Origin of the sequence: Halomonas sp. KAO, assembly GCF_015595025.1 — a bacterium.
Taxonomy (GTDB): Bacteria; Pseudomonadota; Gammaproteobacteria; order Pseudomonadales; family Halomonadaceae; genus Halomonas.
On the sequence record NZ_JADNRL010000010.1, the window covers coordinates 173,712 to 200,450 of the forward strand.

Below are 26,739 nucleotides of genomic sequence, written 5' to 3' on the forward strand. Positions count from 1 at the left end.
AAAAGAACCTGGCGGGGCTTTTCGCGCGATAAATCGCGCTCCTACGACTTACCGCGAAAGGCGTACAGCCGGGGTTTAGCCCAGCAGGTGCTCCACGGCGGCACGCTCTTCACGCAGCTCCTGCTCGGTGGCGTTCATCCGCTCGCGGCTGAACTCACCGATCTCCAGGCCCTGCACGATCTCGTACTGACCATTTTTGCACACCACCGGGTAGGAGTACATGATGCCCGGCTCGACACCGTAGCTGCCGTCGGCGGGGATACCCATGCTGACGATGCCGTCGCTGCCCAGCGCCCAGTCACGCATATGGTCGATGGCAGCGGAGGCCGCGGAGGCCGCGGAGGATGCGCCACGGGCCTTGATGATGGCGGCACCGCGCTGCTGCACGGTGGGGATGAAGTCGTTCTCATACCACTCCTGGTCGACCAGTTCCAGGGCCGCCTTGCCGTCCACCTTGCAGTGGGCCAGGTCCGGGTACTGGGTGGCGCTGTGGTTGCCCCAGACGATCATCGACTCCACGTCGGTGACATGCTTGCCGACCTTCTGGGCCAGCTGGGTCTTGGCGCGGTTGTGGTCCAGACGCATCATCGCGGTGAACTGGCCCGGGTTCAGGTCCGGCGCGTTGCAGGAGGCGATCAGCGCGTTGGTGTTGGCCGGGTTGCCCACCACCAGCACCCGCACATCACGGCTGGCGTTGTCGTTCAGCGCCTTGCCCTGCACGGAGAAGATCGCGGCGTTGGCTTCCAGCAGGTCCTTGCGCTCCATGCCCGGACCACGCGGACGTGCACCCACCAGCAGGGCGAAATCGGCGTCCTTGAAGGCGACATTGGGGTCGTCGGTCGCGACGATCTCCTGCACCAGCGGGAAGGCGCAGTCGTTGAGCTCCATGACCACGCCGTTCAGGGCGTCCATGGCCGGGGTGATCTCGAGCAGCTGCAGGATGACCGGCTGGTCCTTGCCCAGCATGTCGCCGGAGGCGATGCGGAAGGCCAGGGAGTAGCTGATCTGGCCGGCGGCGCCGGTAATGGCAATGCGAACGGGTTCTTTCATGGTGGCTCCTTGGGTTGTCAACGCGCGGGTTGTCGCCGTGAGGACGAGCCGGGCGGGCAACGAGCCCGCTCTGGCCTGAAAACAAACCGCCAAGATGGTATGCCTGCAGTGCACAAAACTCAATGCAACAAAGGTGAGGAGTGAGCAAGCAGGGTGCGGCAAACCAGTACATGAGAACCCACCGCGAGAATAGTATGCTGGCGGCTTCATGCTCGTTGATGGACCACCCGCATGCCCCGCGACCGCCTTCCCCCGCTACCCGCCCTGCTCGCCATCGGACTGGTCATCATGCTGCTCGCCTGGCTGCTGCTGGGCGAGCTTCAGGGCTTTCGCGATACCGCGCCGGAGGCTCCACCGGCCGCCGAGGCCGACATCGCGCCGCCCCGGGTGGAGGTAGCACTCCGTGAGGCCGAGACCCATGCCCCCACCCTTGTGTTGCAGGGCGAGCTGGAGGCGCACCGCACGCTGGAGCTGCGCGCGCGCCACACCGGGCGCGTGGCGGCTCTGCCGGTGGCGGAGGGCAGTTCGGTCGAGGCGGGAGAGCTGCTGCTCGAACAGGCCCAGGAGGAGCTGCCCGCGCGCCTGACCCAGGCCGAGGATGCCTTGACGCTGGCTCAGGCCGAACTGGCCGGTGCCGACTCCCTGCGCCAGCGTGAATTGATCTCGCGTACCGACTACCTGCGCCTGAAGGCCAATGTCAGCGGTGCCGCCGCGGAGCTGGCCACCCTGCGGCGCCAGCGCGACGATACCCGCCTCACGGCCCCCTTCTCCGGCACCCTCGACCGTCTCGAGGTGGAGCCCGGCGAGCTGCTGCAGACGGGAGAGAGCTGGGGGCGACTGGTGGACGACTCGCGGCTCACCGCGGTGGCCTGGGCGCCGCAACGGGACGCCCTGGCCCTCGAGGCGGGACAGTCGGCCGAGCTGCGGCTGCTGGATGGCTCGCGGTTGAGTGGTGAGGTGAGCATGGTGGCCCGCCGCGCCGAGGAGGCGACACGCAGCTTCCGGGTCGAGGTCAGCGCCGACAACCCCGAGGGCCGTCGCCTGGCCGGTGCCAGCGCCACCCTGGCGATCACCCTGCCCGAGCGCCGCGTGCATCGCCTCTCACCGGCCCTGCTGGCACTCAACCCCGATGGCGAGCTGGCCATCAAACATCTCGACGCCGATAACCGGGTGGTGCAGACCCCGGTAACGCTGGTGGACGCCGATCTCGAGAGTGCCCGGGTGGCCGGGCTGCCCGACAGCGTGCGGCTGATCACCCTGGGGGCCGGCATGGTGGAGGTCGGCGAGACCGTCACCCCGGTCACGCCCGATGCCCCAGAGGGTAACGGCGAAAAACCCGCCAGCGGCACAAGGAATCGCTAAGATGCGCCAGCTGATCGCGGCCGCTCAGGCGCACGCCCGCACGACGCTGATGCTGCTGACCGCACTGCTGCTGGCGGGCCTGGCCGCCTGGCAGGCGATCCCCAAGGAGGCCAACCCCGACGTCGCCATTCCCATCATCTATGTCGCCATGAGCCTGGAGGGGGTCAGCCCCGAGGATGGCGAACGGCTGCTGGTGCGCCCCATGGAGCAGGAGCTGCGCAGCATCGAGGGGCTGCGCAAGATGACCTCCCAGTCCAGCGAGGGGCACGCCTCCGTGACCCTGGAGTTCGACGCCGGCTTCGATGCCGACCAGGCCCTCACCGATGTGCGGGAAAAGGTCGATATCGCCAAGGCGGAGCTGCCCTCCGAGGCGGAGGAGCCTCGCGTCATGGAGGTCAATGTCAGCCAGTTTCCTGTGCTCTCCATCGGCCTCTCGGGGTCGGTGGACGAGACCCGGCGCGTGGCCATCGCCCGCCGGATCCAGGAGGAGATCGAGGGCATCGCCGAGGTGCTCGAGGTGGATATCGGCGGCGACCGCGAGGAGTTGCTGGAGATCGTGGTCGATCCCCTGGTGCTGGAGAGCTATGGCATCGACTTTGCCACGCTCTTCAACCTGGTCAGCCGCAACAACCGTCTGGTCGCCGCCGGTAGCCTGGATACCGGCGCCGGCCGCCTGGGCATCAAGGTGCCCGGGGTGATCGAGACCCTGGAGGATGTGATGGCCATGCCGGTCAAGGTCGATGGCGACCGCGTCGTCACCTTCGGCGACGTGGCGATCATCCGTCCCACCTTCAAGGACCCCGAAGGCCATGCCCGCATCGATGGTCAGCCGGCGCTGGTGCTCGAGATCTCCAAGCGCGCCGGCGCCAATATCATCGCCACCGTGGAGCAGGTGCAGGCGCTGTTCGCCCAGGCCGAGGGGCTGATCCCCGAGGGCCTCGAGATCACCACCATCACCGACCAGTCCGAGTTCGTCGAGGACATGCTCTCGGAGCTGCTCAACAATGTGGTCACCGCCGTGGTACTGGTGCTGATCGTGATCCTGGCCGCCATGGGGGCGCGCAGCGCCATGCTGGTCGGCCTGACGATTCCGGGTGCCTTCCTCAGCGGTATCCTGATGATCTGGGCGGTGGGCTACACCCTCAATATCGTGGTGCTGTTCGCGCTGATCCTGGTGGCCGGCATGCTGGTCGACGGTGCCATCGTGGTCAGTGAGCTGGCGGACCGGAACTTGCACCAGGGCATGTCGCCCCGCAAGGCCTGGCTGGAGGCGGCGAGCCGCATGAGCTGGCCGGTGATCGCCTCCACCGCCACCACCCTGGCGGTCTTCATGCCGCTGCTGTTCTGGCCGGGCCTGGTCGGCGAGTTCATGAAATATCTGCCGGCCACGGTGATTCTCTGCCTGCTCGCCTCCCTGGCCATGGCCCTGGTGTTTCTGCCAACGCTGGGTGGCGTGTTCGGCGCCCGCCAGGCCTCGTCTCATGCCGCACCGCTGAGGGCCACCGGTGGCGGTCGCCTCTATCGCCGCGCCCTGTCGCGGCTGCTCGCCCACCCGGCACTGACCCTGTTGTTCACGCTGCTGCTGATGGCGCTGATCTATACCGCCTATGCGCGCTTCAACCATGGTGTGGAGTTCTTTCCCAGCGTGGAGCCCGACTCCGCCCAGGTGGTGGTGCGCACCCGCGGCGACTTCTCCATCGAGGAGAAGGACGCCATGGTGCGGCGAGTGGAGGCCCGCCTGGCCGGCATGAGCGAGGTCGAGGCGCTCTATGCCCGCTCCTTCGCCAACCCCGGCACGCAGCTCGGCGCCGATGTCATCGGCGTGCTGCAGTTCCAGCTGATCGACTGGCACCGCCGCCGCCCACTGACCGAGATCTTCGCCGAGATGCGTGAGCGCACCACCGATCTTCCCGGCCTGGTACTGGAGTTCCGCGAACAGCAGATGGGCCCCGGCGAGGGCAAGCCGATCGTGCTGGAGATTGGCGGCCAGACGCCGGAGCTGGCCGACCAGGCGGTGGAGCGTCTGCGCCAGCTGATGAACGAGCTGGGGGGCTTTCGCGATATCGAGGATAACCGCAGCCTGCCCGGGGTGGAGTGGCGGATCATCGTCGACCGCGAGGCGGCGGCCCGCTTCGGCACCGATGTCAGCAGCGTGGGCAGCGCGGTGCAGCTGCTGACCAACGGGGTTCAGGTCGCCAGCTACCGCCCCGAGGGGGTCGACGACGAGGTCGATATCCGGATTCGCCTGCCGGAAGGCGACCGTACCCTCGACCAGCTCGGCCGACTGAGCCTGAACACCTCCCGGGGCCAGGTGCCGCTGTCGCACTTCGTCTCGGTGGAGCCGGCGCCCAAGGTCGGTACCCTGCACCGCATCGACGGGCGTCGCGCCATCACCCTCGAGGCCGATGTGGCCCCTGACGCCAGCGCCGACGAGCGCCTGGGCGCCCTGCTCGAGGCCGCCGGCGAGCCGCCCGAAGGGGTGCAGGTGAATATCGCCGGGGAGCAGGAGGATCAGCAGGAGGCCAGCCGCTTCCTGGCCGGCGCCTTCATGGTCGCCATCGGGCTGATGGCGCTGATCCTGGTGACCCAATTCAACAGCTTCTATCAGGCGGGGCTGGTGCTCTCGGCGATCATCTTCTCCACCGCGGGGGTGCTGCTGGGGCTGCTGGCCAACGCCCAGCCCTTCGGCATCGTGATGGTGGGGATGGGCATCATTGCCCTGGCGGGGATCGTGGTGAACAACAATATCGTGCTGATCGACACCTACAACCAGCTGCGCGACGAGGGGCTGGCGCCCTTCGATGCCGCCCTGGAGGCGGGTAGCCTGCGCCTGCGGCCGGTGCTGCTGACCGCGGTGACCACGGTGCTGGGCCTTCTGCCCATGGTACTGGGGATCAACGTCGACCTGTTCGCCCCCAGCCTGGGGATCGGCGCCCCCTCCACCCAGTGGTGGACCCAGCTCTCCAGCGCCATCGCCGGCGGGCTGACCTTCGCCACCGGGCTGACGCTGCTGCTGACGCCGTGCATGCTGGTGCTTGGGGGGCGCTTCGAGCACCGGACTAAAACTATCACGCGATAAATCGGGCTTCTACGTGCGGGAGGCGGCTTCCGCCCGGGCCGCATCGGGCGCATGGCGGGCGTGAATCCGGCCGATCAGCTCATCCTCCAGGGCGAAGCGTTCGGTCAATCCATGGGCCAGGCGTTCCAGCCAGGCGGGCAGGCGGCCGAGATGCTGGCGGACACGCCCCGGGCTTGCGTACTCCGCATCGAAGTCGAGCACCAGCCCGGTTGACATCTCCAGGCGCTCCAGCAGGCGGTCGGCCAGTTGCAGCGCCGAGTCATCCTCGAAGGCGCGGGCCTCCTCGCGCAGCTGGGGATAGATCTCGAAATGTCCGGCGCTGATATAGTCCATCAGCAGCTCGCTGAAGGCGTCGATGCGCTCCTTGCTGACCGCCTCGAGCTCGGCATCACACCCCTCCTTGAGCTCGACGAAGTCGACCAGCAGCTCGCGGCGCTGATCCAGCCAGCGATCGATCAACCTGTGTACACCACCCCAGCGCTCAAGAGCGCTCTTGCAGTCTTCCAGCATGGGGGCCTCCGTTCGTTGGGTCGAGCAAGGTACCGAGGGCGTCCAGCGCCCGGCCGGGTCAGCAACAGAGTCGCGCTACCGGGGTGGGCTGTCAATCCTGTCGAAATAAACGCTCAGGGCCCTCATCGTCAAGAGGACCATTGCAACCATATTCCACTGCCTGGCGATCCTGTTTCCTTGGTAGTCTATGTCGATGCCAACAACACCACGCTACTCCTGAGGTTCTTCATGAAACAGCTCGCTCGCCTGGGTCTCGGCCTGCTGCTCTCCACCGGTCTTGCCACCGCCCACGCCGAAGAGGTCAAGATCGGCATGATCACCACCCTCTCCGGGGGCGGCTCACACCTGGGCGTCGATGTGCGTGACGCCTTCCTGCTGGCCATCGAGCAGTCCGGTCGCGACGATATCGAGGTGCTGGTACAGGACGATGCCCGCAAGCCCGACCTGGCGCGCAACCTGGCCAACGAGTTCATGCAGCGCGACGAGGTGGACCTGATGACCGGCATCATCTGGTCCAACCTGGCCATGGCCGTGGTGCCCTCCGTGGTGCGCCAGGGAACCTTCTACCTGTCGCCCAATGCCGGCCCGTCGGCCCTCGCCGGTCGAATGTGCCACGCGAACTACTTCAACGTTGCCTATCAGAATGACAACCTGCACGGCGCCATGGGCGCCTGGATGAAGGAGCAGGGCTATGAGCGACCGCTGATCATGGCCCCCAACTATCCGGCCGGTACCGACGCCCTGGCCGGGTTCAAGCACCTCTACGAAGGTGAGGTCGCCGACGAGCTCTACACCCAGATGGGCCAGACCGACTACGCCGCCGAGATCGCCCAGATCCGCGCCAGCGATGCCGACAGCCTGTTCTTCTTCCTGCCCGGCGGCATGGGTATCTCCTTCATGAAGCAGTGGCAGAACGCCGGGGTGGAGCTGCCGGTATTCGGCGCCGCCTTCTCCTTCGACGAGACCCTCATCAAGGCGGTGGGCGAGGCCGCCATCGGCGCCAGGAACACCTCGCTGTGGGCCTACGACCTGGACAATGACACCAGCCGCGCCTTCGTCGAGAGCTTCCAGCAAGCCTACGATCGCATGCCGACCCTGTATGCCGCCCAGGGCTTCGATACCGCCAACCTGATCCTTTCCGCCCTGGGCAAGGCCCACCCCGACGACCAGGATGCCTTCCGCGAGGCGCTGCGCGAGGCGGACTTCGACTCGGTTCGCGGCGAATTCCGCTTCGGCCCCAACCAGCACCCCATCCAGGATATCTACGTGCGTGAGGTGGTCGCCGGCGAGGATGGCGAGCCGACCAATCGCCTGCTCGGCATCGCCGTCGAGGATATCCAGGATATCTACTACCCCGACTGCAAGATGTGACGGGGCCCTGACGTGTCGGCGACCCTGTTTCTCGAACAACTGATCAACGGCCTGCAGCTGGGCACCATGCTGTTTTTGATGGCCAGCGGCCTGACCCTGGTGTTCGGGGTCATGGGGCTGATCAACCTGGCCCACGGCTCCTTCTACATGGTGGGGGCCTACATTACCGCCGCGATCACCGCCGCCAGCGGCTCCTTTATGCTCGGCCTGGGGGCGGGGCTGCTCGGGGCCGCCGCGGTGGGGGCCCTGGTGGAGCTGATCGTGATCCGTCGCCTCTACCACCGCTCGCATCTCGATCAGGTACTCGCCACCTTCGCCCTGATCCTGATCTTCTCCGAGGGCACTCGCTGGCTGTTCGGCGCCTCGCCGCTGTGGCTGAGCACGCCGGAGTGGCTGTCGGGCTATGTCACCCTCCCCGGCGACGCCCGCTATCCGCTCTACCGGCTGGTGATCATCGGCGTGGGCATCACGGTTGCCGTGGGGCTCTATCTGCTGATCTCGCGGACCCGGCTGGGCATGCGCGTGCGCGCCGGGGAGAGCGACCGCGAGATGATCGGCGCCCTCGGCATCGATATCTCGCGCCTCTACACCGCGGTCTTCGCCCTCGGAGCGGGGCTCGCCGGCCTGGCCGGGACCATGGTCGGCGCGCTGCAGTCGGTGCAGGTGGGCATGGGCGAGCCGGTGCTGATCCTCGCCTTCGTGGTGATCGTGATCGGCGGCATCGGCTCCATCAAGGGCGCACTGCTGGGCGCCCTGCTGGTCGGGGTGGTGGATACCCTGGGCCGGGTCTTCCTGCCGCTGTTCTTCCGTGGCTTCCTGCCCCCCTCCGAGGCCACCGATGTGGGTGCCGCCCTGGCCTCGATGCTGATCTATATCCTTATGGCCGTCATCCTGGCCTTCAAGCCCAAGGGACTCTTCACCGTCAATGACTGACCCGACACCTTCCGGCATCACTCTCGAGGACCCATCTCACCCCTCGCCTCGCCGCCTCGGTCGACGAGGCGTGGTGCAACTCCTTATGCTCGCCCTGCTGCTGGCACTGCCGGTGGCCGCCGATCTGCTGGGGCACCCCTATTATGTGAGCCTCGCCTCACGCCTGACGCTGATCGCCATGGCCGCCGTGGGCCTCAACCTGGCCCTGGGTTATGGCGGCATGATCAGCTTCGGTCACGCCGCCTACTTCGGCCTCGGCGGCTATATCGCCGGTATCGGCGCCTACCATGCCTTCGATGCCAGCGCTTTCATGGGCCTGCTGCCCGGCAGCGACAACATGCTGGTGCTATGGCCGCTGGCGATGCTCGCCTGTGGCCTGCTGGCGCTGCTGATCGGTGCCGTCTCGCTGCGCACCGCCGGGGTCTACTTCATCATGATCACCCTGGCCTTCGCCCAGATGGTCTACTACTTCGCCAACTCCTGGCCCACCTACGGGGGTCAGGATGGCCTGCCCATCTATCTGCGCAACCAGCTGCCGGGGCTCGATACCCAGGACCCGCTGACCTTCTTCCTGATCTGCTTCACCGGCCTGGTGCTGGCCATGGCACTCACCTCGCGGCTGATGGGCTCGCGCTTCGGTGCGGCACTGACCATGGCACGGCTCAACGAGACCCGCCTGGCCACCGCCGGCATCTCCCCCTACCCCATACGCCTGCTGGCCTTCGTGGTCTCGGCGATGATCACCGGCCTGGCCGGGGCGCTGTATGCCGACCTCAACGGCTTCGTCAGCCCCAGCATGCTCAGCTGGCACATGTCCGGCGAGCTGATGGTGATCGTCATCCTCGGCGGGGTCGGCCGCCTCTACGGCCCCCTGGCCGGGGCCGTGCTGTTTATCGGCATGGAGACCCTGCTCGGTGGACTGACCGAGTACTGGCAGCTGTTTCTCGGCCTGGTGCTGCTCGGCGTGGTGCTGTTCGCCCGTCACGGCGTGATGGGCTGGCTGGCCGGGAGAGAGAGCCCTGGGAGAGAACTCCATGAGTGACGCGGTGATGGTCCTCGAGGGGCTGCACAAGCGCTTCGGCGCCCTGACGGCCACCGATGACGTCTCGCTCACCCTGCGTCGCGGCGAGATCCACGCCCTGATCGGCCCCAATGGGGCCGGCAAGTCGACGCTGATCGCCCAGATCGCCGGCAACCTGCGCCCCGACGCCGGGCGCGTGCTGCTCGACGGCGAGGAGATCACCGAACTGAGCGTCGCCGCCCGCGCCCGACGCGGGCTGGGTCGCAGCTTCCAGGTCTCGTCGCTGGCCGAGCCGTTGACGGTGATCCGTAACGTGATGATCGGCGTACAGGCGGTGAGTGGCCATAGCTTCCGGTTCTGGACGCCGGTTCACCGCGACCGCCACCTGCTGGAGCCCGCCATGGCGGCCCTCGCCCGCATGGGGCTGGAGCATCGCGCCTGGACGCCGGTGGCGGCGCTGTCTCACGGGGAGCGCCGTGCCCTGGAGGTCGCCTGCGCCCTGGCCCTCGAGCCTCGCGCCCTGCTGCTGGACGAGCCCATGGCCGGCCTTGGCCCCGAGGGCTCGGCCCGGCTCACCGAGCTGCTCGAGTCGCTGAAGCAGGAGGTGCCCATCCTCTTGATCGAGCATGATATGCAGGCGGTATTCCGACTCGCCGAGCGCCTCTCGGTGCTGGTCGCGGGCCGGGTCATCGCCCATGGCGATGTCGACACCATCCGTCGCGACCCGCGGGTCCGCGACGCCTATCTAGGAGAGTGACTCTTATGCTCAAGATGGAGGCCATCGAGACGCGCTACGGCCCCGCCCAGGCCCTGTTCGGCGTGGACCTGGAGGTTGAGGCCGGCCAGTTGGTGGCGCTGATGGGGCGCAACGGCATGGGCAAGACCACCACCATCCGCTCGCTGTTCGGCCTGACGCCGGCCCACGCCGGGCACATCCGGTTCGAGGGACATGATCTGCGACGGCTACCGCCCCAGCGGATCGCTCGCCTGGGACTGGGGCTGGTGCCGGAGGGGCGACGCTGCTTTCCCAATCTGACGGTGCGCGAAAACCTGCTGGTGGCGGCGCGACCCGGTGAGTGGACCCTGGCGAGGGTCGAAGGGCTCTTCCCGCGCCTCGGCGAACGCGACCGCCAGTCCGCCGCGACTCTCTCCGGCGGCGAGCAGCAGATGCTGGCCATTGGCCGAGCGCTGATGACCAATCCACGCTTGCTGGTGCTCGACGAGGCCACCGAGGGGCTCGCCCCGGTGATTCGTCAGGAGATCTGGCACGCCATCCGCCGCCTAAAGGCTCAGGGCCAGGCGATCCTGATCGTCGACAAGACGCTGTCGGAGCTGCTGCCGATGGCCGATCACTGCGTGCTGCTGGAGAAGGGGCGCAGCGCCTGGAGCGGGCCGCCCGAGGCACTCACCGAGTCGCTTCGCGACCGTTATCTGGGGGTATAAGGCGCCTCGTAGGAGACCGATTTATCGGTGGTCCGACATTTCGGCGATTGACCTTTGGGACATCGCGCGATAGCGCACTTACAGGAGCCCGGTTTATCGGGCGAAAAGTCCTGCCGTTCAAGCGTGGAATCTCTTGATCGTCGCGGCCAGGCATCCGCCATCGAGATAGTGCTCGAGGATCGAGAAGTGGTCGTCGCCGGGCAGCACGGCGTTCTCCACACCGATGCCCTGCCCCTCCAGGTGGGCGGCATACGCTTCCATCTGGCGGGCAAACTCTGAGGACTCCTCACCACCCGCGACGAGGCTGACCCGTGTGGGTACCCGGCAGGGCAGGAAGGCGGGGCTGAATTCCGCCACGTCGCGCCCGTCCAGCTGTAGCTTGGGCTGCAACCACGACCAGGGGAAAGGCCCGAGATCATAGAGCCCACTGATGCAGAGTGCCCCGCGCAGCGGGCAGCTTGGCAGGCCGTACTCCCCTGGCCAGTCGGTGGCCAGCAGCATGGCACTGAGATGACCACCGGCGGAGTGGCCGGAAACGCTGATCTCGGCGGGGTCACAGTCCAGTTCGTCCGCATGACGCCAGGCCCACACAAGCGCGGCCCGTGCCTGGCGCACCAACTCGCCGAAGCGCACCGTCGGGCAGAGAGCGTAGTTGACCACGCCGACCGTGATGCCGGAAGCCACCAGGTCATCGACGATAAAGCCGAACTCATGGCTGTCGAGTGAGCGCCAGTAGCCACCGTGGAAGAAGAGATGCAGCGGCGCCCTCTCGCCCTGCTCGAGGCCCTCGGCATGGTAGATATCCAGCCGTTCGGCCAGGCTCGGCCCATAGGGCACATCGAGGGAGACACGATGGCGACCCCGCGCAGCCTCGCTGCGCGCCCGCCAGTCGGCCACCAGCGACGCCCCGTCGCGCCCGCGCATGGGGTCATAGGCGGCGTCGATGGCTTCCTGGGTGGCGAAGTCCCGGTAGAGCATGACGGTTCTCGTTGAAGGTTATGGCTGAGGGTTATCGCTCTCGGAAGGCCGTGAGCAGCAGGCCGAGTGGCGCCAGCGCCAGCACGACAAAGCCCACCAGCGTCCAGCCTGGCAGGGAGACCCCCAGCAGCAGGAAGTCGATATCGGCACACTCCCCGGAGCCCGAGAGCACCCTGTTGACCACCTGCTGCAGCGGCAGGATATCCAGCATGTAGTCGAGGCCCGGGCCGCAGCTGGGCACCTCATCGGCGGGCAGCGACTGCAGCCACAGATGCCGCCAGGCCACACCGATGCCGGTGCCGACCGCACCCAGGCTCAGCAGGCCATAGAGCACCGCCCCGAGGCGACCGCCGGGGTTGTGGATGGCCGCCACGGCGAACACCAGTCCTGCGACGATGACCGCCACGCGCTGGAAGATGCACAGGGGACAGGGCTCGAGACCGACAAGATGCTCGAGGCTCAGCGCCACCGCCATCATCAGCACACAGAAGGCCAGGCCCGCGAGACTCCAGTGGCGCACCTCGAGCCGTGAAAGCGCACTCATCGACCGGCCCCATCGGCCACCCGCGACTCCCGGGCATGCTCGAAGTAGTCACACAGGAAATCATCGAAGGAGACCTCATCCGCGCTCTCGATCTCTGCCTGCTGACGATGGGAGGTCTCCACCAGCTCGGCCATGATCCTCTCGCGGCCAGACTCCATGGGCTCACTCCCCAGGCGCTTGGCCTGATCCCGGGCGATGGCCAGCATGGCATCGGAGAGCTCTTCACCCCCCTCCTCCAGGCGCGCCAACAGCTGGCCGGAGGGAGTCAGCGCTGGATCCGCCAGCCGGGGGGCCATGGCGGCCACGGCATCCGCATGGGGCGTACCCTCCTCCAGCCGATCGAGCAGCCCGGCGACCAGGCGCATCTCGTCGAGGATCTCGCCCCCCCAGTCGGCTACGCTGCGCTGGGCACCCGCATGGTTCAGCCGCAGCGCGGGATCGCGCCCGCGCTCCACCACCAGCTGGCGGTTATCGTCGAGTGTGTCGCACTCGGCATCGGGGATCCAGGGGCTCTCGGAGAGCAGGCACCACATCACGAAGGTATCGATGAAGTGGATCTGGACTTCGTCAATCCCCAGGGTGAGCAGCGGATTGAGGTCGAGACAGCGGACCTCGATATACTCCACACCGCGGGCCTCCAGGGCCTGGCTCGGGGTCTCGTCTTGGCGAGCCACCCGCTTGGGGCGGATATCGCTGTAGTACTCGTTCTCGATCTGCAGGATATTGGCGTTGAGCTGGCGCCACTCGCCGTCTTCCTTGACCCCCAGCGCCTCGTAGGCCGGCCACGGCGTGGAGATGGCATGGCGCAGGGTGTTGACGTAGTTGGAGAGGGAGTTGAAGCAGATCTTGAGCTGCTGCTGCACCTTGTTCTGATAGCCCAGGTCCGACATGCGCAGGCTGGTGGCGTAGCGCGAGACCAGCGTCTCCTGGGCGTGGGCCTCGAGCTTGTCGGGCACCCGGCCCTCGGGCAGGAAGCTGCGGTCGATGGCCGGCGAGGCGCCGAACAGGTAGAGCAGCAGCCAGCTGTGGCGCCGAAAGTTGCGGATCAGGCCGAAGTAGCGCTGGGAGCGATAGTCGTTGAGCGGGATGTCGCCGACGCCGTCGATATCACGCAGCAGTGTCCAGAGATCGTCAGGCAGCGAGACGTTGTAGTGTACCCCGGCGATCGCCTGCATGATGCGCCCGTAGCGCACATCGAGTCCGCGGCGATAGACCTTCTTCATGGTGCCCCCATTGGAGGTACCGTAATCGGCGATGGGGATGCTGTCATTGCCCTCGAGTCGCGCCGGCATGCTGGCCGGCCAGATCAGCTCATCGCCCAGGTAACGATAGCTGAAGCGGTGCAGGTCGCCGAGAAACGCCATGGCATCGACGGGCCGAGACATGACCGGCGTGATGTACTCCAGCAGCGCCTCGGAGTAATCCGTGGTGATATGCGGATGGGTCAGCTTGGAGCCCAGCGCCTTGGGGTGCTGCGACTGGGCGACGTGCCCCTCGCGGTCCACGCGCAGCCCCTCCTTCTCGAGGCCACGGCGCAGCCGGCTGAACTCACCCTGGCGGGCGTGACCCTCCAGGCGGGAAACGAGACTGGTGAGTGTATCGGACAAGGTAACACCCCTTGTGTTGGAAAGACGCGGTGAAAGGCGCCGAGGCGGCACGCCACGCGGATAGTGAGACGGGCGCCCATGCGGCGCCCGTCGATGTGCTGATTATGGTACCTGAAGGCTGCCATGCAAAGTTAGCCGGCTTCAGAGTCAGGCGTGGTTAACGCCGACCACCGGATCACTGCTTCTGCTTCGCCTTGAGCAGCGCGGCCCCCAAGGCCCCCATCTGCCCCTTGTCGTCGTCCCGGGAGGGCCCTCCCTTGCCGCGCCCGCCCTTGCGGGGCGGCTTGTGGCCACCGGGCCTGGCATCCTGCCGGGCCCGCTCACCGCCGCGGCGGCCGGCGCCCTGCTCGTCCGGCTGATCATCGAGGCGCATGGAGAGGCCGATGCGCGCCCGCTCCAGGTCGACGTTCATCACCTTGACCTTGACGATATCGCCGGCCTTGACCACCGTGCGGGGGTCCTCGACAAACTTGTCGGAAAGCGCCGAGATATGCACCAGGCCATCCTGGTGGACACCGATATCCACGAAGGCACCGAAGTGGGTCACGTTGGTGACGCTGCCCTCGAGCACCATGCCGGGCTCCAGGTCCTTGAGGGTCTCGACCCCCTCGCGGAACTCGGCGGCCTTGAACTCGGGCCGCGGGTCACGGCCCGGCTTGTCGAGCTCGACGAGAATATCGGTGACCGTGGGCACCCCGAAGCGCTCGTCGGCGAAGTCGGCGGGTTTTACCGCCTTGAGGGTCGCGCTGTCGCCGATCAGGCTGCCGAGCTCGCGGCCACTTCTTTCGGCGATGCGCTCGACCAGCGGGTAGGCCTCCGGGTGCACGGCGCTGGCATCCAGCGGGTTGTCGCCATTCATGATGCGCAGGAAGCCGGCGCACTGCTCGAAGGTCTTGGGGCCCAGGCGGCTGACATCGAGCAGCTGCTTGCGGCTGGCGAAGGGGCCCTCGGCATTACGCCGCGCGACAATGGCCTCGGCCAGTGCCGGCGAGAGGCCCGCCACCCGGGAGAGCAGCGCGCTGGAGGCGGTATTGAGATCGACCCCGATGGCGTTGACGCAGTCCTCGATCACCGCCTCCAGGCTGCGCGACAGCTGCACCTGAGAGACATCATGCTGGTACTGGCCCACCCCGATGGACTTGGGCTCGATCTTGACCAGTTCGGCCAGGGGATCCTGCAGGCGCCGGGCGATGGAGACCGCACCGCGGATGGTGACATCCAGGTCGGGCAGCTCCCGGGCGGCATACTCCGAGGCCGAGTAGACCGAGGCCCCGGCCTCGCTGACCATCACCTTGGCGAGTGGGCGCCTGCCCGCCAGCTGCTTGACCAGATCGCCCGCCAGGCGGTCGGTCTCGCGGCTGGCGGTACCGTTGCCCACGGCAATCAGTGCGACATCGTGACGCTCCACCAACTGGGCCAGCTCGGCCAGCGAGACGTCCCAGGCATTACGGGGCGCATGGGGATAGATGGTAGTGTGGGCCAGGAACTGACCGGTGGCATCCACCACCGCCACCTTGCAGCCGGTGCGCAGGCCGGGGTCGATGGCGAGTGTGGCCTTCTGGCCCGCCGGAGCCGCCAGCAACAGGTCCTTGAGGTTGGCCGCGAAGACCTCGATGGCCTCGAGCTCGGCCCGCTCTCTCAGCCGGCCCAGCAGCTCGGTCTCGAGATGGGTATAGAGCTTGACTCGCCAGGTCCAGCGCACCACGTCACGCAGCCACTTGTCGGCGGCACGCCCCTCATCATGGAGGGAAAAGTGTTTGGCAATGGCCACCTGGGCGGGATGGATCGGCGCCTCCTCCTCACCCGGCAGACGAATCGCCAATGTCAGCACGCCCTCGTTGCGGCCGCGGAACATGGCCAGGGCCCGGTGCGACGGCACCTTGGCCAACCGCTCATCATGCTCGAAGTAGTCGGAAAACTTGGCGCCCTCACGCTCCTTGCCCGGGATCACTCGGGCACTGAGCTCACCTTCGCTCCACAGCCGCTCGCGCAGTCGGCCAACCAGCTCGGCATCCTCGGCGAAGCGCTCCATCAGGATCTGGCGGGCGCCGTCTAGGGCTGCCTTGGTGTCCTCCACCGCAGGTATGTCACCCTCCGCGGGGCGCAGATAGCCGGCCGCCTCGGCCTCGGGGTCGAGGGTCGTGTCGCCCAGCAGGGCGTCGGCCAGTGGCTCGAGCCCCGCCTCCCGGGCGATCTGGGCCTTGGTGCGGCGCTTCTTCTTGTAGGGCAGGTAGAGGTCTTCGAGGCGCTGCTTGGTATCGGCGGCCCCGATCAAACCGGCCAGCTTGTCGGTCAGCTTGCCCTGCTCGTCGATGGTCGCCAGCACCGTGGCCCGGCGCTCCTCCAGCTCGCGCAGATAGCCCAGGCGCTCGTGGAGGTGACGCAGCTGGGTATCGTCGAGACCGCCGGTGACCTCCTTGCGATAGCGGGCAATGAAGGGCACGGTCGCCCCGCCATCGAGCAGCTCCAGCGTGGCGGAGACCTGCTGTGGACGAATGGATAACTCTTCGGCGAGGCGCGCGGTAATGCGTTTGGTGGCGTCCATGTAACCCCTTCACTGATGCTCGATAATCAATCGCGACAAGGTATCACAAACGCCGAAGCGAGCCACGCGCGGGTCGCCCAACGACTTTAGTCCTAGCGTTCGCTTGGTTCTTGGACAGCCGGCATCGAATCCGGCTAGATTCTTGAGACGTCTTAGGAAAGCACCGACTCACCGAGGGGGAGTTACCCTTCGAGGCATCATCATCGATGCACCAGGTCGATGCACCAAAACAACGACAAGCACCATCGTCCACACCACGACAGCTCAACCATCACTACAGCTCAACCATCACAATAAAGGAGCCGTGTCATGCCGACCGCCGACAGCGCATCCAACCTTGCCAGCTTTCTTGCCGCCCGCGACTTCCTGATCGAGCACCGCGAGGACTACACCACCGCCTGCAGAGACTTCCGCTGGCCCCGCTTCACCGAATTCAACTGGGCGCTGGACTACTTCGATGTCATGGCCCGCGACAACGACGACCCGGCGCTGTGGATCGTCGAGGAGGATGGCCGCGAGGTACGCCTGAGCTTCGCCGAACTGGCCAGCCGCTCCAACCAGGTCGCCAACTGGCTGCGTTCGCTTGGAGTGAGACGCGGCGAGCGAGCGCTGCTGATGCTGGGCAACGAGGTACCGCTATGGGAGGTGATGCTGGCCGCCATCAAGCTGGGTGCCGTGATCATTCCCGCCACCCCCATGCTGACCGCCGAGGATCTCGACGACCGCATCGCCCGCGGCGAGGTCAAGCATTTGGTCATCGGCTCGGAGCACCTCGAGAAGTTCGAGGGTCAACATCCGGGCCTGACGCGTGTCGCGGTGGGGGGCGCCGCCTCGGGCTGGCATGATTTCGCCGACTCACACCAGAACAGCAACGCCTTCACGCCCGACGGCCCGACGCCGGCCGACGACCCCATGCTGCTCTACTTCACTTCCGGCACCACCTCGCAGCCCAAGCTGGTGACCCATACGCACCAGTCCTACCCGGTAGGACACCTCTCGACCCTTTACTGGATCGGCCTGACGCCGGGGGATCGCCATCTCAATATCAGCTCTCCCGGCTGGGCCAAGCACGCCTGGAGCTGCTTCTTCGCGCCCTGGAACGCCGGCGCCTGCGTCTTCCTGTACAACTACAGCCGCTTCGATGCCCCCGCCCTGCTCGATGTGCTGGTACGCTACGAGATCACCACCCTGTGCGCCCCGCCCACCGTCTGGCGCCTGCTGATCCAGCAGGATCTGGCGGCCCACCGGGTCGCCCTGCGCGAGGCGGTCGCCGCCGGCGAGCCGCTCAATCCCGAGGTCATCGAGCAGGTGCGTCGGGCCTGGGGGCTGACCATTCGCGACGGCTTCGGCCAGACCGAGACCACCGCCCAGATCGGCAACTCCCCCGGCCAGCCCCTCAAGTCGGGCTCCATGGGCCGACCGCTGCCCGGTTACCGGGTGGCGATGCTCGACGCCGAGGGCAAGCCGGCCGGCGAAGGGGAGGTCGCCCTGGCGCTGGGCGAGGATCGTCCCGCCGGCCTGATGGTGGGCTATGCCAACGACCCGGAGCGCACCGCCGCCGCCATGCAGGGGGGCTACTATCGCACCGGCGATGTCGCCAGCATCGATGAGCAGGGCTATATCACCTACGTGGGCCGGGCCGACGATGTCTTCAAGGCCTCCGACTACCGCATCAGTCCCTTCGAACTGGAGAGCGTGCTGATCGAGCACCCGGCGGTAGGGGAAGCGGCCATCGTGCCGAGTCCGGACCCGGTGCGCACCTCGGTACCCAAGGCCTATATCATTCCCGCCGCCGGCCATGAGCCCAGCGCCGAGCTGGCCCGGGATATCTTCGCCTTCACCCGCGAGCGCCTGGCGCCCTACAAGCGCATCCGGCGGCTGGAATTCGCCGACCTGCCCAAGACGATCTCGGGCAAGATCCGTCGTGTTGAACTGCGTCAGGCCGAAGCCGACAAGGCCAGCGACCAGCGCGGTGAAATGGAGTTTCTGGAGGGAGACTTCCCGGATCTCAGGGGCTGAGTCATCGGATATCGGTAGGAGGCGATTTATCGCCGAGGTGTCGGACCACCGATAAATCGCGCTCCTACGAGGTGGGTGCCATGGCCCGACATGCCAACAATGGGCGCCCACCCATATGAAAAACCCGGTACCGCCTTGGCGGTGCCGGGTTCCTGTTGGTCATGACATCGAGCCGCAAGCAGGCCCTGGCGATGCGATCAGGTCAGGCTGGGGCCGGCCTTGACGATCTCGTCGCTGACTCCCTCGAACTTCTTGAAGTTGTCGACGAACTTGGCGGCCAGCTCCTGGCGCTGACGGTCGTAGGCATCCTTGTCTTCCCAGGTGTCGCGCGGGTTGAGCAGGCTGGAGTCGACTCCCGGTACCGCGGTGGGCACATCGAGATTGAGGCCGTCGAGATGCTGGGTCTCGACCTCGCGCAGGATACCGGTCTGGATGGCGCTGATGATGGCGCGGGTCGTCGGGATCGAGAAGCGCGCACCGCCCTCGCCATAGGCACCCCCGGTCCAGCCGGTGTTGACCAGATAGACCTGGGCATCCTTCTCGGCCACACGCTTGATCAGCAGATCGGCATACTCGCGCGCCGGACGCGGGAAGAAGGGTGCGCCGAAGCAGGTGGAGAAGGTGGCGGACAGCCCCTCGGAGGAGCCCATCTCGGTGGAGCCTACCTTGGCGGTGTAGCCGGAGAGGAAGTGATAGGCCGCGGCCTCCTTGGAGAGCACCGAGACCGGGGGCAGCACGCCGGACATGTCGCAGGTCAGGAAGACGATGGCATTGGGCTCGCCGGCGCGGTTCTCGGGTACCCGCTTCTCGACGTGCTCCAGCGGATAGGCGGCACGCGAGTTCTGGGTCAGGCTGTCGTCGGCGTAGTCGGGCTCGCGACGGTCGTTGAGGACCACATTCTCCAGCACGGTACCGAACTTGATGGCGTTCCAGATCACCGGCTCGTTCTTCTCGGAGAGGTCGATGCACTTGGCGTAGCAGCCACCCTCGAGGTTGAAGACGGTGCCCGGCCCCCAGGCGTGCTCGTCATCCCCGATCAGGTAGCGCGCCTGATCGGCGGAGAGCGTGGTCTTGCCGGTGCCGGAGAGGCCGAAGAACAGGCAGGTCTCGCCATCCTCGCCGACGTTGGCGGAGCAGTGCATCGGCAGCACGTCGAAGCCCGGCAGCAGGAAGTTCTGCACGGAGAACATCGCCTTCTTCATCTCGCCGGCATAACGCATGCCGGCGATCAGCACCTTCTTCTCGGCGAAGTTGATGATCACGCAGCCATCGGAGTTGGTGCCGTCACGAGCCGGATCACACTCGAAGCCGGCGGCATTGAGGATGGTCCACTCCTCCTTGGCGGAGGGGTTGTAGGCCTCGGGGCGAACGAACATGGTGCGGCCAAACAGGTTCTGCCAGGCAGTTTCGGTCTGCACTCGAGCCGGCAGGTAGTAGTCCGGATCACTGCCTACATGCAGCTCGGAGACATAGTGCTCCTTGCCGGTCAGGTACGCCTCGACGCGCTCCCAGAGCGCGGTAAACTTCTCGGCATCGAAGGGACGATTGACACTGCCCCAGTCGATCTTCGCGCTGGTGGTCGGCTCGTCAACGATATAGCGATCCTTGGGCGAGCGACCTGTACGAACGCCGGTGCTCACCACCAGGGCACCATTGGCGGCCAGCCGGCCTTCGCCGCTGGACACCGACCGTTCGATCAGTTCGGCGCTGCTGAGGTTGACGTGAGCGTGAGAAGCTTGAGGTGTGGTCATGTCGTTTCCTGGGCCGTCGGCCGATTCTCTCGTGTGCCTGGCGTCGGCGGTGACGCGAAGAGCAAGGGGGCTGTGACGATCACGCCGTGCGGTTACCCGTCTACTGGTCTTGATCGCCTCTGAAAGGCGGCGCCATTATGGCAAAAAGCATCTCGGCGGGAAACGCCCTTTTTAGGCGAAATTCATGTAGTTTTTCTACAACATGAAGAAATTTCGCTACACGCCGACACTGCATCGCAGCATCGGCATGCCAGGGGAGCTCGGAGACTTCCAGGTTCGAGCCGCTGCCGGCGCATCCCTTCGCGAGCAACGGCCTCATCAGGCGGCTAGTGCACCACCGGGGGCGGCTCGTCGCCTTCGGTCAGCAGCGCCTCGACCTCCTCGATGGAGAAGGCGTAACGGGTATGACAGAAGTGACACTGGGTCTCGATGCCGCCCTGCTCCGCCAGCACCTCGCGCAGCTCCTGGGCGCCCAGGCCCACCAGGGCATCGGCGATACGCTCCCGGGAGCAGGTGCAGCCGAAGCGCAGCGCCTTGGGGTCGAATACCCGCACCGTCTCCTCGTGATAGAGACGCTGAAGAATCTCCTCGGGGGCGAGGTGCAACAGCTCCTCATCCTTGACGGTTGCGGCCAGGTGCACGGTACGCTCCCAGGCGTCGACATCCTGGTTCTGCGACTCGTCAGGCATGCGCTGCAGCAGCAGGCCACCGGCACCCCGCCCATCGGCGGCCAGCCACAGCCGAGTGGGCAGCTGCTCTGACTGAGCGAAGTAGTCGGCCAGGCAGTCGGCCAGGCTATCGCGATCCAGGGCGACGATGCCCTGGTAACGGTGCCCTTCCCGGGGGTCCAGGGTGATCATGATCTGCCCCTCTCCCACCAGCTCGCGGAACCCGGACTGCTCATCGACGGCCGTCGCGTCCTCGGCCATGCGGGCAATGGCGCGAAGCTCCCCACCCGGGTTGGACTCGGCCATCAGCAGCGCCAGGGCGCCGTTGCCGCGCACCTCGATGCTCAGGGTACCATCGAGCTTGACGGTGTCGGTCAGCAGGGCCACCGCGGCGAGCAGCTCGCCGAGCAGGCGATTCACTGCGGCGGGGTAGTCGTGGCGGTCGAGAACCTCGGCGTAGGCCTGCTCGAGAGTCACGAGCTCGCCGCGCACATTGGTGTTGTCGAACAGGAAGCGCTGGATCTGGTCGGTCATGGGTCTCGTATCGGGTCGGGAAGTTGGGGGCATTCTAGCAAAAAGGCTCGCCGCTTTTCCGACGAGGAGCAAAGCTATCGGAGATAGTTTGTAGCTCGGGGCTTATCTGGCGACAAGCCTTCGAGGAGGCGCTGTGAATACCTCCCTGTACGCTACCGATGCCATCCCTGGCATAGGACCTCCACTTCGGCTTGTCCCCAGCGCCCCTTAATTCCGGTAACTGCGATAGTCCTGCGGCGCATGCCTTCTCCTCAAGAGTGCTTGGTCCGCACACCCTGCCCCGGCAGGCGCTCGCGGTCGTGGGGGCGTTCCAGGTCCAGAACGGGGCCATGGGGCACGATTCGGGTGGGGTTGATGGTCTCGTGACTGTAGTAGTAGTGACGCTTGATATGATCGAAGTTTACCGTCTCCTTCACCCCCGGCCACTGGTAGATCTCGCGCAGGCAGTGGGAGAGATTGGGGTAGTCCTCGATGCGCCGCAGGTTGCACTTGAAGTGTCCATGATAGACGGCATCGAAGCGCACCAGGGTGGTGAACAGGCGAATATCGGCCTCGGTAAGCCACTCACCGGCCAGATAGCGATGCTCTGCCAGGCGTGCCTCCATGCGATCCAGCGCTTCGAAGAGGGCCACCACGTGCTTCTCGTAGACCCGCTGATCGGTGGCGAAGCCCGACTTGTAGACGCCGTTGTTGATATGGTCATAGACATCGGCATTGATCGCATCGATGGTCTCGCGCAGATCGGCCGGGTAGAAGTCCAGGCGATTGCCGGTGAGCTCATCGAAGGCGCCGTTGAGCATGCGCAGCAGTTCGGCCGATTCGTTGTTGACGATTCGCCCTGCCTGCTTGTCCCACAGTGCCGGCACCGTGACCCGGCCGGTGTAGTGGGGGTCGGTCAGCGTATAGAGCTCACGGTGATAGGCCACGCCGTTGATCGGGTCGCCACTCGACCCCTCATCTTGATGATAGGTCCAGCCCTGATCGAGCATCAGCGGGCTGACGTGGGAGAGGCCGACAAGATCCTCGAGACCTTTCAGCTTGCGCATGATCATTACCCGATGAGCCCAAGGGCAGGCCAGCGAGACATAGAGGTGGTAGCGCCCCGCCTCGGCAGGCAGCCCCGGCTGCCCATCGGGACCGTTCTCACTGTCACGGGTGACCCAGTCGCGAAGCTGCGCGGATTCCCGGACGAATTCGCCGCCGTGCTTGTCGGTGTCGTACCACTGGTCGTGCCATTTGCCGTCGATCAACAGTCCCATGGAAGTCCTCCTCGATAAGACGGTAGATGCCGCCGGTTGGTGATTTCACCCCAGCATAGTATCAATCCGTCGATTATCCATCGCATATTATGGGCATTTTTATTCGATAAAATCGAAAATTATCTCGACTGAGTCACCCTGCACTCATGTCACCCTGCACCTCTGTCGCCAGGGCCTCGGCCAGCACCCGGGTCGCCGGTCCGGCACGATCGCGGTCACGATGGATGAGCTGCACTGGGGTCTCGCGGATGCCGCCGGCGGTAAGCGGAAGCGGGACAAGACGCCCGGCATCGAGTGCCTGACGGATTCGTGTCTCGGGCAGCCAGGCGAAGCCGAGACCGCGCTCCACCATGTCGATGGAGGTCTCCAGATGGCTCAGGGTCCAGCGCTGCTCGGCCTTGAGCCACCCCTCATCCATGGCCTGGCGTAGTGCCGAGTCACGCACCACCAGCTGGCGATGCTGCACCAGGTCGCGCAGATCCAGCGGCCGCTCCAGCCGATGCAGCGGGTGGTCTGGATGGGCCACTGCCACGAAGCGTACGCTGGCCAGTGGCTCGCCCAGAAACCCCTGAGCGGCGACCCCCGAGATCACCAGGTCGGCACTGCCGTCGTAAAGCATCTCGATGCCGCCGTTGAGCACCGTCTCATGAAGCTGCACGCGCACATGGGGGTAGGTCTCGGAGAAGGTCGCCAGGGCGCTGGCCAGAGCGTCGGGGGGAAACACCTGGTCCACCGCCAGCACCACCTCGGCCTCGAGCCCTTCGGCAAGGCTGCCCGCCACCTCCTCCAGGGCTTCGGCACTCTCGATCAGCTGTCGCGCTCGCCGCAACAGCATCGCGCCGGCCTCGGTCAAGCGCACCCGGCGCCCGGCCGGCTCGAGGACCTGGACCCCCAGCTGCTCCTCAAGCTTGTGGACCGCATGATTGAGGGTGGAGGGACTCTTGTGGATGGCGTCGGCGGCACGCGCGAAACCGCCATGATCGACGACTGCCGCCAACATTTGCCACTGGGTCAGGGTGACACGGGACATTTCGATCTCCTCGAATCAATAAAGCGAAAACATGCACTTAATTTTCGATAAAAACGACCTAGAATGCCAGCCATGACACTCACTGCCACGAGGGCATGACATGAATTCTCCGGTAGTTCGCCAGGTTCAACAGCTGCAGTCGAGCCAACCCAGCCAGGACGGCAATGCCGTCAAGATTCGTCGCATCCACGACTTCGGTGGCAGCCTGGATCCGTTCCTGATGCTTGACGAGCTGGGTTCCGAGCGAGCCGACGACTATATCGGCGGCTTTCCACCTCACCCCCACCGCGGCATGCAGACCCTGACCTATGTGATCCACGGTGGTCTGACTCACGAAGACCACCTGGGCCACACCAGCACCATCCACGCCGGCGATGCCCAGTGGATGCATACCGGTCGCGGTATTATCCACTCCGAGATGCCGCTCACCGACCAGCAGGGGCTGCACGCTTTCCAGCTGTGGATCAACCTGGCCGCCAGCGAGAAGATGAGCGCGCCCACCTACCGCGATGTGCGCAACCACGAGATGCCACGCCTGAGCAATCCGGGTGACGCCCAGGGCGGCAGCGAGCTGGTGGCCCTAGGGGGGCACTGGCAGCGCAGCGACGGTGAATCCATCACGGGGTCCCTGGACGCCCTGGCCGGGCAATCGAGCGTGGCGCATGTCCGCCTGGATGCGAACAGCGAGCTGATACTCGACATCGAGACGCCAACCCTGCTGGTTTATGTATTCGCAGGCGAGCTTGACGTCGGTAAGACCCGGGTACCGGCGGGCCAGCTAGCGCAACTGGGGGACGGCAACCGTCTGGAACTGACCAGTACAGAGGGCGCCGAGGCACTGCTGCTGGCGGGCACCCCCCATAACGAACCTATCGCTCACTATGGCCCCTTCGTGATGAATCATCAGCACGAACTTGACCAGGCGGTGCAGGATTATCGCGATGGTACCCTTGTCGACGGTACGACCTGAGTACCGTCCGAAAACGGCCGGCCGGGGTTGCAATCCCCCGCCGGCTTGGTTCCAATAGGTAGTTAACAAACAGCGTTCACCTCCTCTTTTCTCCCCCGTGACACTGATAAAAGGTCACTCGGGGCAGCATTGCTGTGTATGCATACAGCCTAGGCAACACCCCGGTCATGCGCTATCGTTCGTAGGACTTTTTTCACCTTGTCTCTCTTTTCACCGGCTATTTACCCATGCTGCGAGTCCTACATTCGCTGCCCCGCGCGCATAAGCTATTGCTGTTACCGGTCGCCACCATGGTCACCGTGCTGGGCACACAGAAGATCCTCACCACCTACCAGGATCTCCAGCGCGACTCTCGGTCGCTGGAGACCGTCATCATTCCCCTCGACGCCGATGCCAACTCCCGACTGCCCTCGCTGAACCTTCAGCGCGGCCCCGTCGGAGACGCCATCGAGATGGCCAACCAGGCGCTGGATGCCACACGACAGCGTGTGCCTATTACCCAGTTGAAGGTCAGCGAGGTGGTTGACCTGGAGCTGGTCGACAAGGCCAATGCCGGCAGCGCCGATACGGCACCGCCCCTGCTGGCTCGTCTCAGCGACGGCACGACGCCGCCAGGCGAGCGTCCACCGTTGATGGCCAGGACCCCGGCCAGAAGCTCCTTGAACGAACAGGCAATAATGGCGGCTACGGAGATCGCCGCTCCTGACGCCAAGACGCTGGACCGCGGCGCCGTGCATATCGCCACGCTTGTCGGCACCATCGGCAGCGGCATGCTCGATCACGACGGCAGCCTGGTGGCGGATGCCACCTCCTACGAGGATATTCCCGAAAGTGAGCTGACCCTGCTCGACGATGGAGCGGTGCTGCTCGAGCGTGAAATCGCCGCTCGCGAGCCCTATGTCCCGGAGTGGGAAACCTACACCGTGGAGCCCGGCGATGCCTTCACGCGCATGGCCCAGCAACATCTGGGATTGGGCTACAGCGAGGCCCTGGCACTGCTCGAGCAGCTACCCGACCGTGACATGCTCGAGCGCTGGCGGGTCGGCAGCCGGCTCGACTACAAGCTGGACGAGGATGGCAAGCTGATCTCGCTGCGCATGATGCGCGATGCCCGCAGCGGCTTCGTGGCAGAGCGGGACGGGGGAGCCTTCGAGGTCGCCAGCATCGAACACACCGGCGAGGCCGCCCAGCGGCTGTTTGCCGGTACCGTCAGCGGCAGCTTTACCCGTTCGGCTCAGGCCACCGGCCTCTCGAGCGCCGAGGTCTCGCGACTGGTCCATGTCCTCGGCAAGAAACTCGACTTCCGCCGCGACACCCGTCGCGGCGACCGCTTTCAGGTGCTGGTCGAATCCGACGTGATCAATGGGGAAAGCTTCGACCCACGCGTCCTGGCGGTTCAGTATGAGGGGGAGCGCACCAACCTGACGCTGGTTCGCAATAGCGCTGACAACAACTTCTACACCCCGGAAGGGGAAAGCCTCGACCCCGCCTTCAGCCGCTACCCCTTCGAGGGGCGTTACCGGCTGAGCTCCAACTTCAATCCGCGTCGCAAGCATCCGGTGACCGGGCGCATCAGCCCGCACAAGGGCACCGACTTCGCCATGCCGATCGGCACACCGGTCACCGCCCCCTCCGACGGCGTGGTCGAGTCGGTGCGCAGCCACTACGCGGCCGGCCGTTACATCGTGATCCGCCACGACAATGGCTATCGCACTCGCTACCTGCACCTCTCCAGGCCGCTGGTCCGTAGCGGCGAACGCGTGACCATGGGGCAGCGTATCGCCCTCTCAGGCAACAGCGGCCGCAGCACCGGACCTCACCTGCATTACGAGGTGCTGGTCAACGACAACCAGGTCGATGCCATGCAGGTCAAGCTGCCGGAGAACCGAAGCCTCTCGGGCGACCGCCTGGTGGCCTTCCAGCGTGAAGCCGAACCGCTGCTTGCCGCCCTGCAGTCCGGGGAGATCGACCCGGTCGTCGCCAGCACCGGCGAGCGTGATGCCAAGAAGGAGTCCAACGAGGGCTGACCGCGCCTGCTCTGCCCCCGCTGCTCCACAGCGCCCCG

20 protein-coding genes are annotated in these 26,739 nt (G+C 65.9%); 10 read left to right on the top strand and 10 right to left on the bottom strand.

Annotation, left to right across the window (positions count from 1 at the left end; genetic code table 11):
* Positions 1–75 precede the first annotated feature (75 nt).
* On the bottom strand, positions 76–1,050 hold the full coding sequence (locus IOC61_RS04760; protein WP_195687722.1) for a malate dehydrogenase: 975 nt from the start codon (positions 1,048–1,050) through the stop codon (positions 76–78).
* Positions 1,051–1,281: 231 nt separating this feature from the next.
* Here IOC61_RS04760 and IOC61_RS04765 point away from each other — a divergent pair, with 231 nt between their 5' ends.
* Positions 1,282–2,412 (top strand): efflux RND transporter periplasmic adaptor subunit, encoded by a 1,131-nt coding sequence (locus tag IOC61_RS04765; RefSeq protein WP_195687723.1) that lies wholly within the window; start codon positions 1,282–1,284, stop codon positions 2,410–2,412.
* Position 2,413: 1 nt separating this feature from the next.
* Positions 2,414–5,491 carry an efflux RND transporter permease subunit gene (locus IOC61_RS04770; RefSeq protein ID WP_195687724.1) on the top strand — a complete coding sequence of 1,026 codons (3,078 nt, stop codon included), beginning with the start codon at positions 2,414–2,416 and terminating at the stop codon, positions 5,489–5,491.
* Between the two features lie 9 nt (positions 5,492–5,500).
* Here the strand turns inward: IOC61_RS04770 and rsd are convergent, their stop codons facing one another.
* A complete protein-coding gene (rsd, locus tag IOC61_RS04775) occupies positions 5,501–6,001 on the bottom strand; it encodes a sigma D regulator (RefSeq protein WP_195687725.1) in 501 nt (166 codons plus the stop codon).
* 228 nt (positions 6,002–6,229) lie between these two features.
* Here rsd and IOC61_RS04780 point away from each other — a divergent pair, with 228 nt between their 5' ends.
* The 5 genes from IOC61_RS04780 to IOC61_RS04800 all read left to right on the top strand — a co-directional run bounded on the left by IOC61_RS04780 (position 6,230) and on the right by IOC61_RS04800 (position 10,769).
* On the top strand, positions 6,230–7,372 hold the full coding sequence (locus tag IOC61_RS04780; RefSeq protein ID WP_195687726.1) for an ABC transporter substrate-binding protein: 1,143 nt from the start codon (positions 6,230–6,232) through the stop codon (positions 7,370–7,372).
* Between the two features lie 12 nt (positions 7,373–7,384).
* Positions 7,385–8,305, top strand: a complete 921-nt coding sequence (locus IOC61_RS04785) for a branched-chain amino acid ABC transporter permease (protein ID WP_195687727.1) — start codon at positions 7,385–7,387, stop codon at positions 8,303–8,305.
* A gap of 73 nt (positions 8,306–8,378) precedes the next feature.
* Positions 8,379–9,347, top strand: coding sequence for a branched-chain amino acid ABC transporter permease (locus IOC61_RS04790; protein WP_324254685.1), 969 nt, complete (start codon positions 8,379–8,381; stop codon positions 9,345–9,347).
* On the top strand, positions 9,340–10,083 hold the full coding sequence (locus IOC61_RS04795; RefSeq protein ID WP_195687729.1) for an ABC transporter ATP-binding protein: 744 nt from the start codon (positions 9,340–9,342) through the stop codon (positions 10,081–10,083). Before IOC61_RS04790 ends, IOC61_RS04795 begins: the two co-directional genes overlap by 8 nt.
* Before the next feature lie 5 nt (positions 10,084–10,088).
* Positions 10,089–10,769, top strand: coding sequence for an ABC transporter ATP-binding protein (locus IOC61_RS04800; protein WP_195687730.1), 681 nt, complete (start codon positions 10,089–10,091; stop codon positions 10,767–10,769).
* A 117-nt stretch (positions 10,770–10,886) separates the two neighbouring features.
* On the opposite strand, the gene IOC61_RS04805 is transcribed toward IOC61_RS04800, so the two are convergent.
* The 4 genes from IOC61_RS04805 to IOC61_RS04820 all read right to left on the bottom strand — a co-directional run bounded on the left by IOC61_RS04805 (position 10,887) and on the right by IOC61_RS04820 (position 16,443).
* Positions 10,887–11,747, bottom strand: a complete 861-nt coding sequence (locus IOC61_RS04805) for an alpha/beta hydrolase (RefSeq protein ID WP_195687731.1) — start codon at positions 11,745–11,747, stop codon at positions 10,887–10,889.
* A gap of 31 nt (positions 11,748–11,778) precedes the next feature.
* Complete coding sequence (locus tag IOC61_RS04810) at positions 11,779–12,291, bottom strand: disulfide bond formation protein B (protein WP_195687732.1); 513 nt, start codon at positions 12,289–12,291, stop codon at positions 11,779–11,781.
* Positions 12,288–13,898 carry a glutamate--cysteine ligase gene (gene gshA / locus IOC61_RS04815; RefSeq protein ID WP_195687733.1) on the bottom strand — a complete coding sequence of 537 codons (1,611 nt, stop codon included), beginning with the start codon at positions 13,896–13,898 and terminating at the stop codon, positions 12,288–12,290. The genes IOC61_RS04810 and gshA overlap by 4 nt, the downstream gene beginning before the upstream one ends.
* 175 nt (positions 13,899–14,073) lie before the next feature.
* A complete protein-coding gene (locus IOC61_RS04820; protein ID WP_195687734.1) occupies positions 14,074–16,443 on the bottom strand; it encodes a Tex family protein in 2,370 nt (789 codons plus the stop codon).
* A 309-nt stretch (positions 16,444–16,752) separates the two neighbouring features.
* On the opposite strand from IOC61_RS04820, the gene IOC61_RS04825 reads away from it, so the two are divergent.
* Positions 16,753–18,462, top strand: coding sequence for an AMP-binding protein (locus IOC61_RS04825; RefSeq protein WP_195687735.1), 1,710 nt, complete (start codon positions 16,753–16,755; stop codon positions 18,460–18,462).
* Positions 18,463–18,659: 197 nt separating this feature from the next.
* Here the strand turns inward: IOC61_RS04825 and IOC61_RS04830 are convergent, their stop codons facing one another.
* The 4 genes from IOC61_RS04830 to IOC61_RS04845 all read right to left on the bottom strand — a co-directional run bounded on the left by IOC61_RS04830 (position 18,660) and on the right by IOC61_RS04845 (position 23,704).
* Positions 18,660–20,213 (bottom strand): phosphoenolpyruvate carboxykinase, encoded by a 1,554-nt coding sequence (locus tag IOC61_RS04830; protein ID WP_195687736.1) that lies wholly within the window; start codon positions 20,211–20,213, stop codon positions 18,660–18,662.
* 326 nt (positions 20,214–20,539) lie between these two features.
* A complete protein-coding gene (gene hslO / locus IOC61_RS04835) occupies positions 20,540–21,415 on the bottom strand; it encodes an Hsp33 family molecular chaperone HslO (RefSeq protein ID WP_195687737.1) in 876 nt (291 codons plus the stop codon).
* A gap of 251 nt (positions 21,416–21,666) precedes the next feature.
* Positions 21,667–22,674: a glutathione S-transferase family protein gene (locus IOC61_RS04840; RefSeq protein WP_195687738.1), complete on the bottom strand. Its 1,008-nt coding sequence runs from the start codon at positions 22,672–22,674 to the stop codon at positions 21,667–21,669.
* Positions 22,675–22,807: 133 nt separating this feature from the next.
* Positions 22,808–23,704 carry a LysR family transcriptional regulator gene (locus IOC61_RS04845; protein WP_195687739.1) on the bottom strand — a complete coding sequence of 299 codons (897 nt, stop codon included), beginning with the start codon at positions 23,702–23,704 and terminating at the stop codon, positions 22,808–22,810.
* Between the two features lie 100 nt (positions 23,705–23,804).
* Here IOC61_RS04845 and IOC61_RS04850 point away from each other — a divergent pair, with 100 nt between their 5' ends.
* Together IOC61_RS04850 and IOC61_RS04855 are read left to right on the top strand one after the other, a co-directional pair.
* The gene (locus tag IOC61_RS04850; RefSeq protein WP_195687740.1) at positions 23,805–24,674 is read left to right on the top strand and encodes a pirin family protein; all 870 of its coding nucleotides are present in this window, start codon (positions 23,805–23,807) and stop codon (positions 24,672–24,674) included.
* A gap of 227 nt (positions 24,675–24,901) precedes the next feature.
* The gene (locus tag IOC61_RS04855) at positions 24,902–26,701 is read left to right on the top strand and encodes a peptidoglycan DD-metalloendopeptidase family protein (protein ID WP_195687741.1); all 1,800 of its coding nucleotides are present in this window, start codon (positions 24,902–24,904) and stop codon (positions 26,699–26,701) included.
* Positions 26,702–26,739 lie beyond the last annotated feature (38 nt).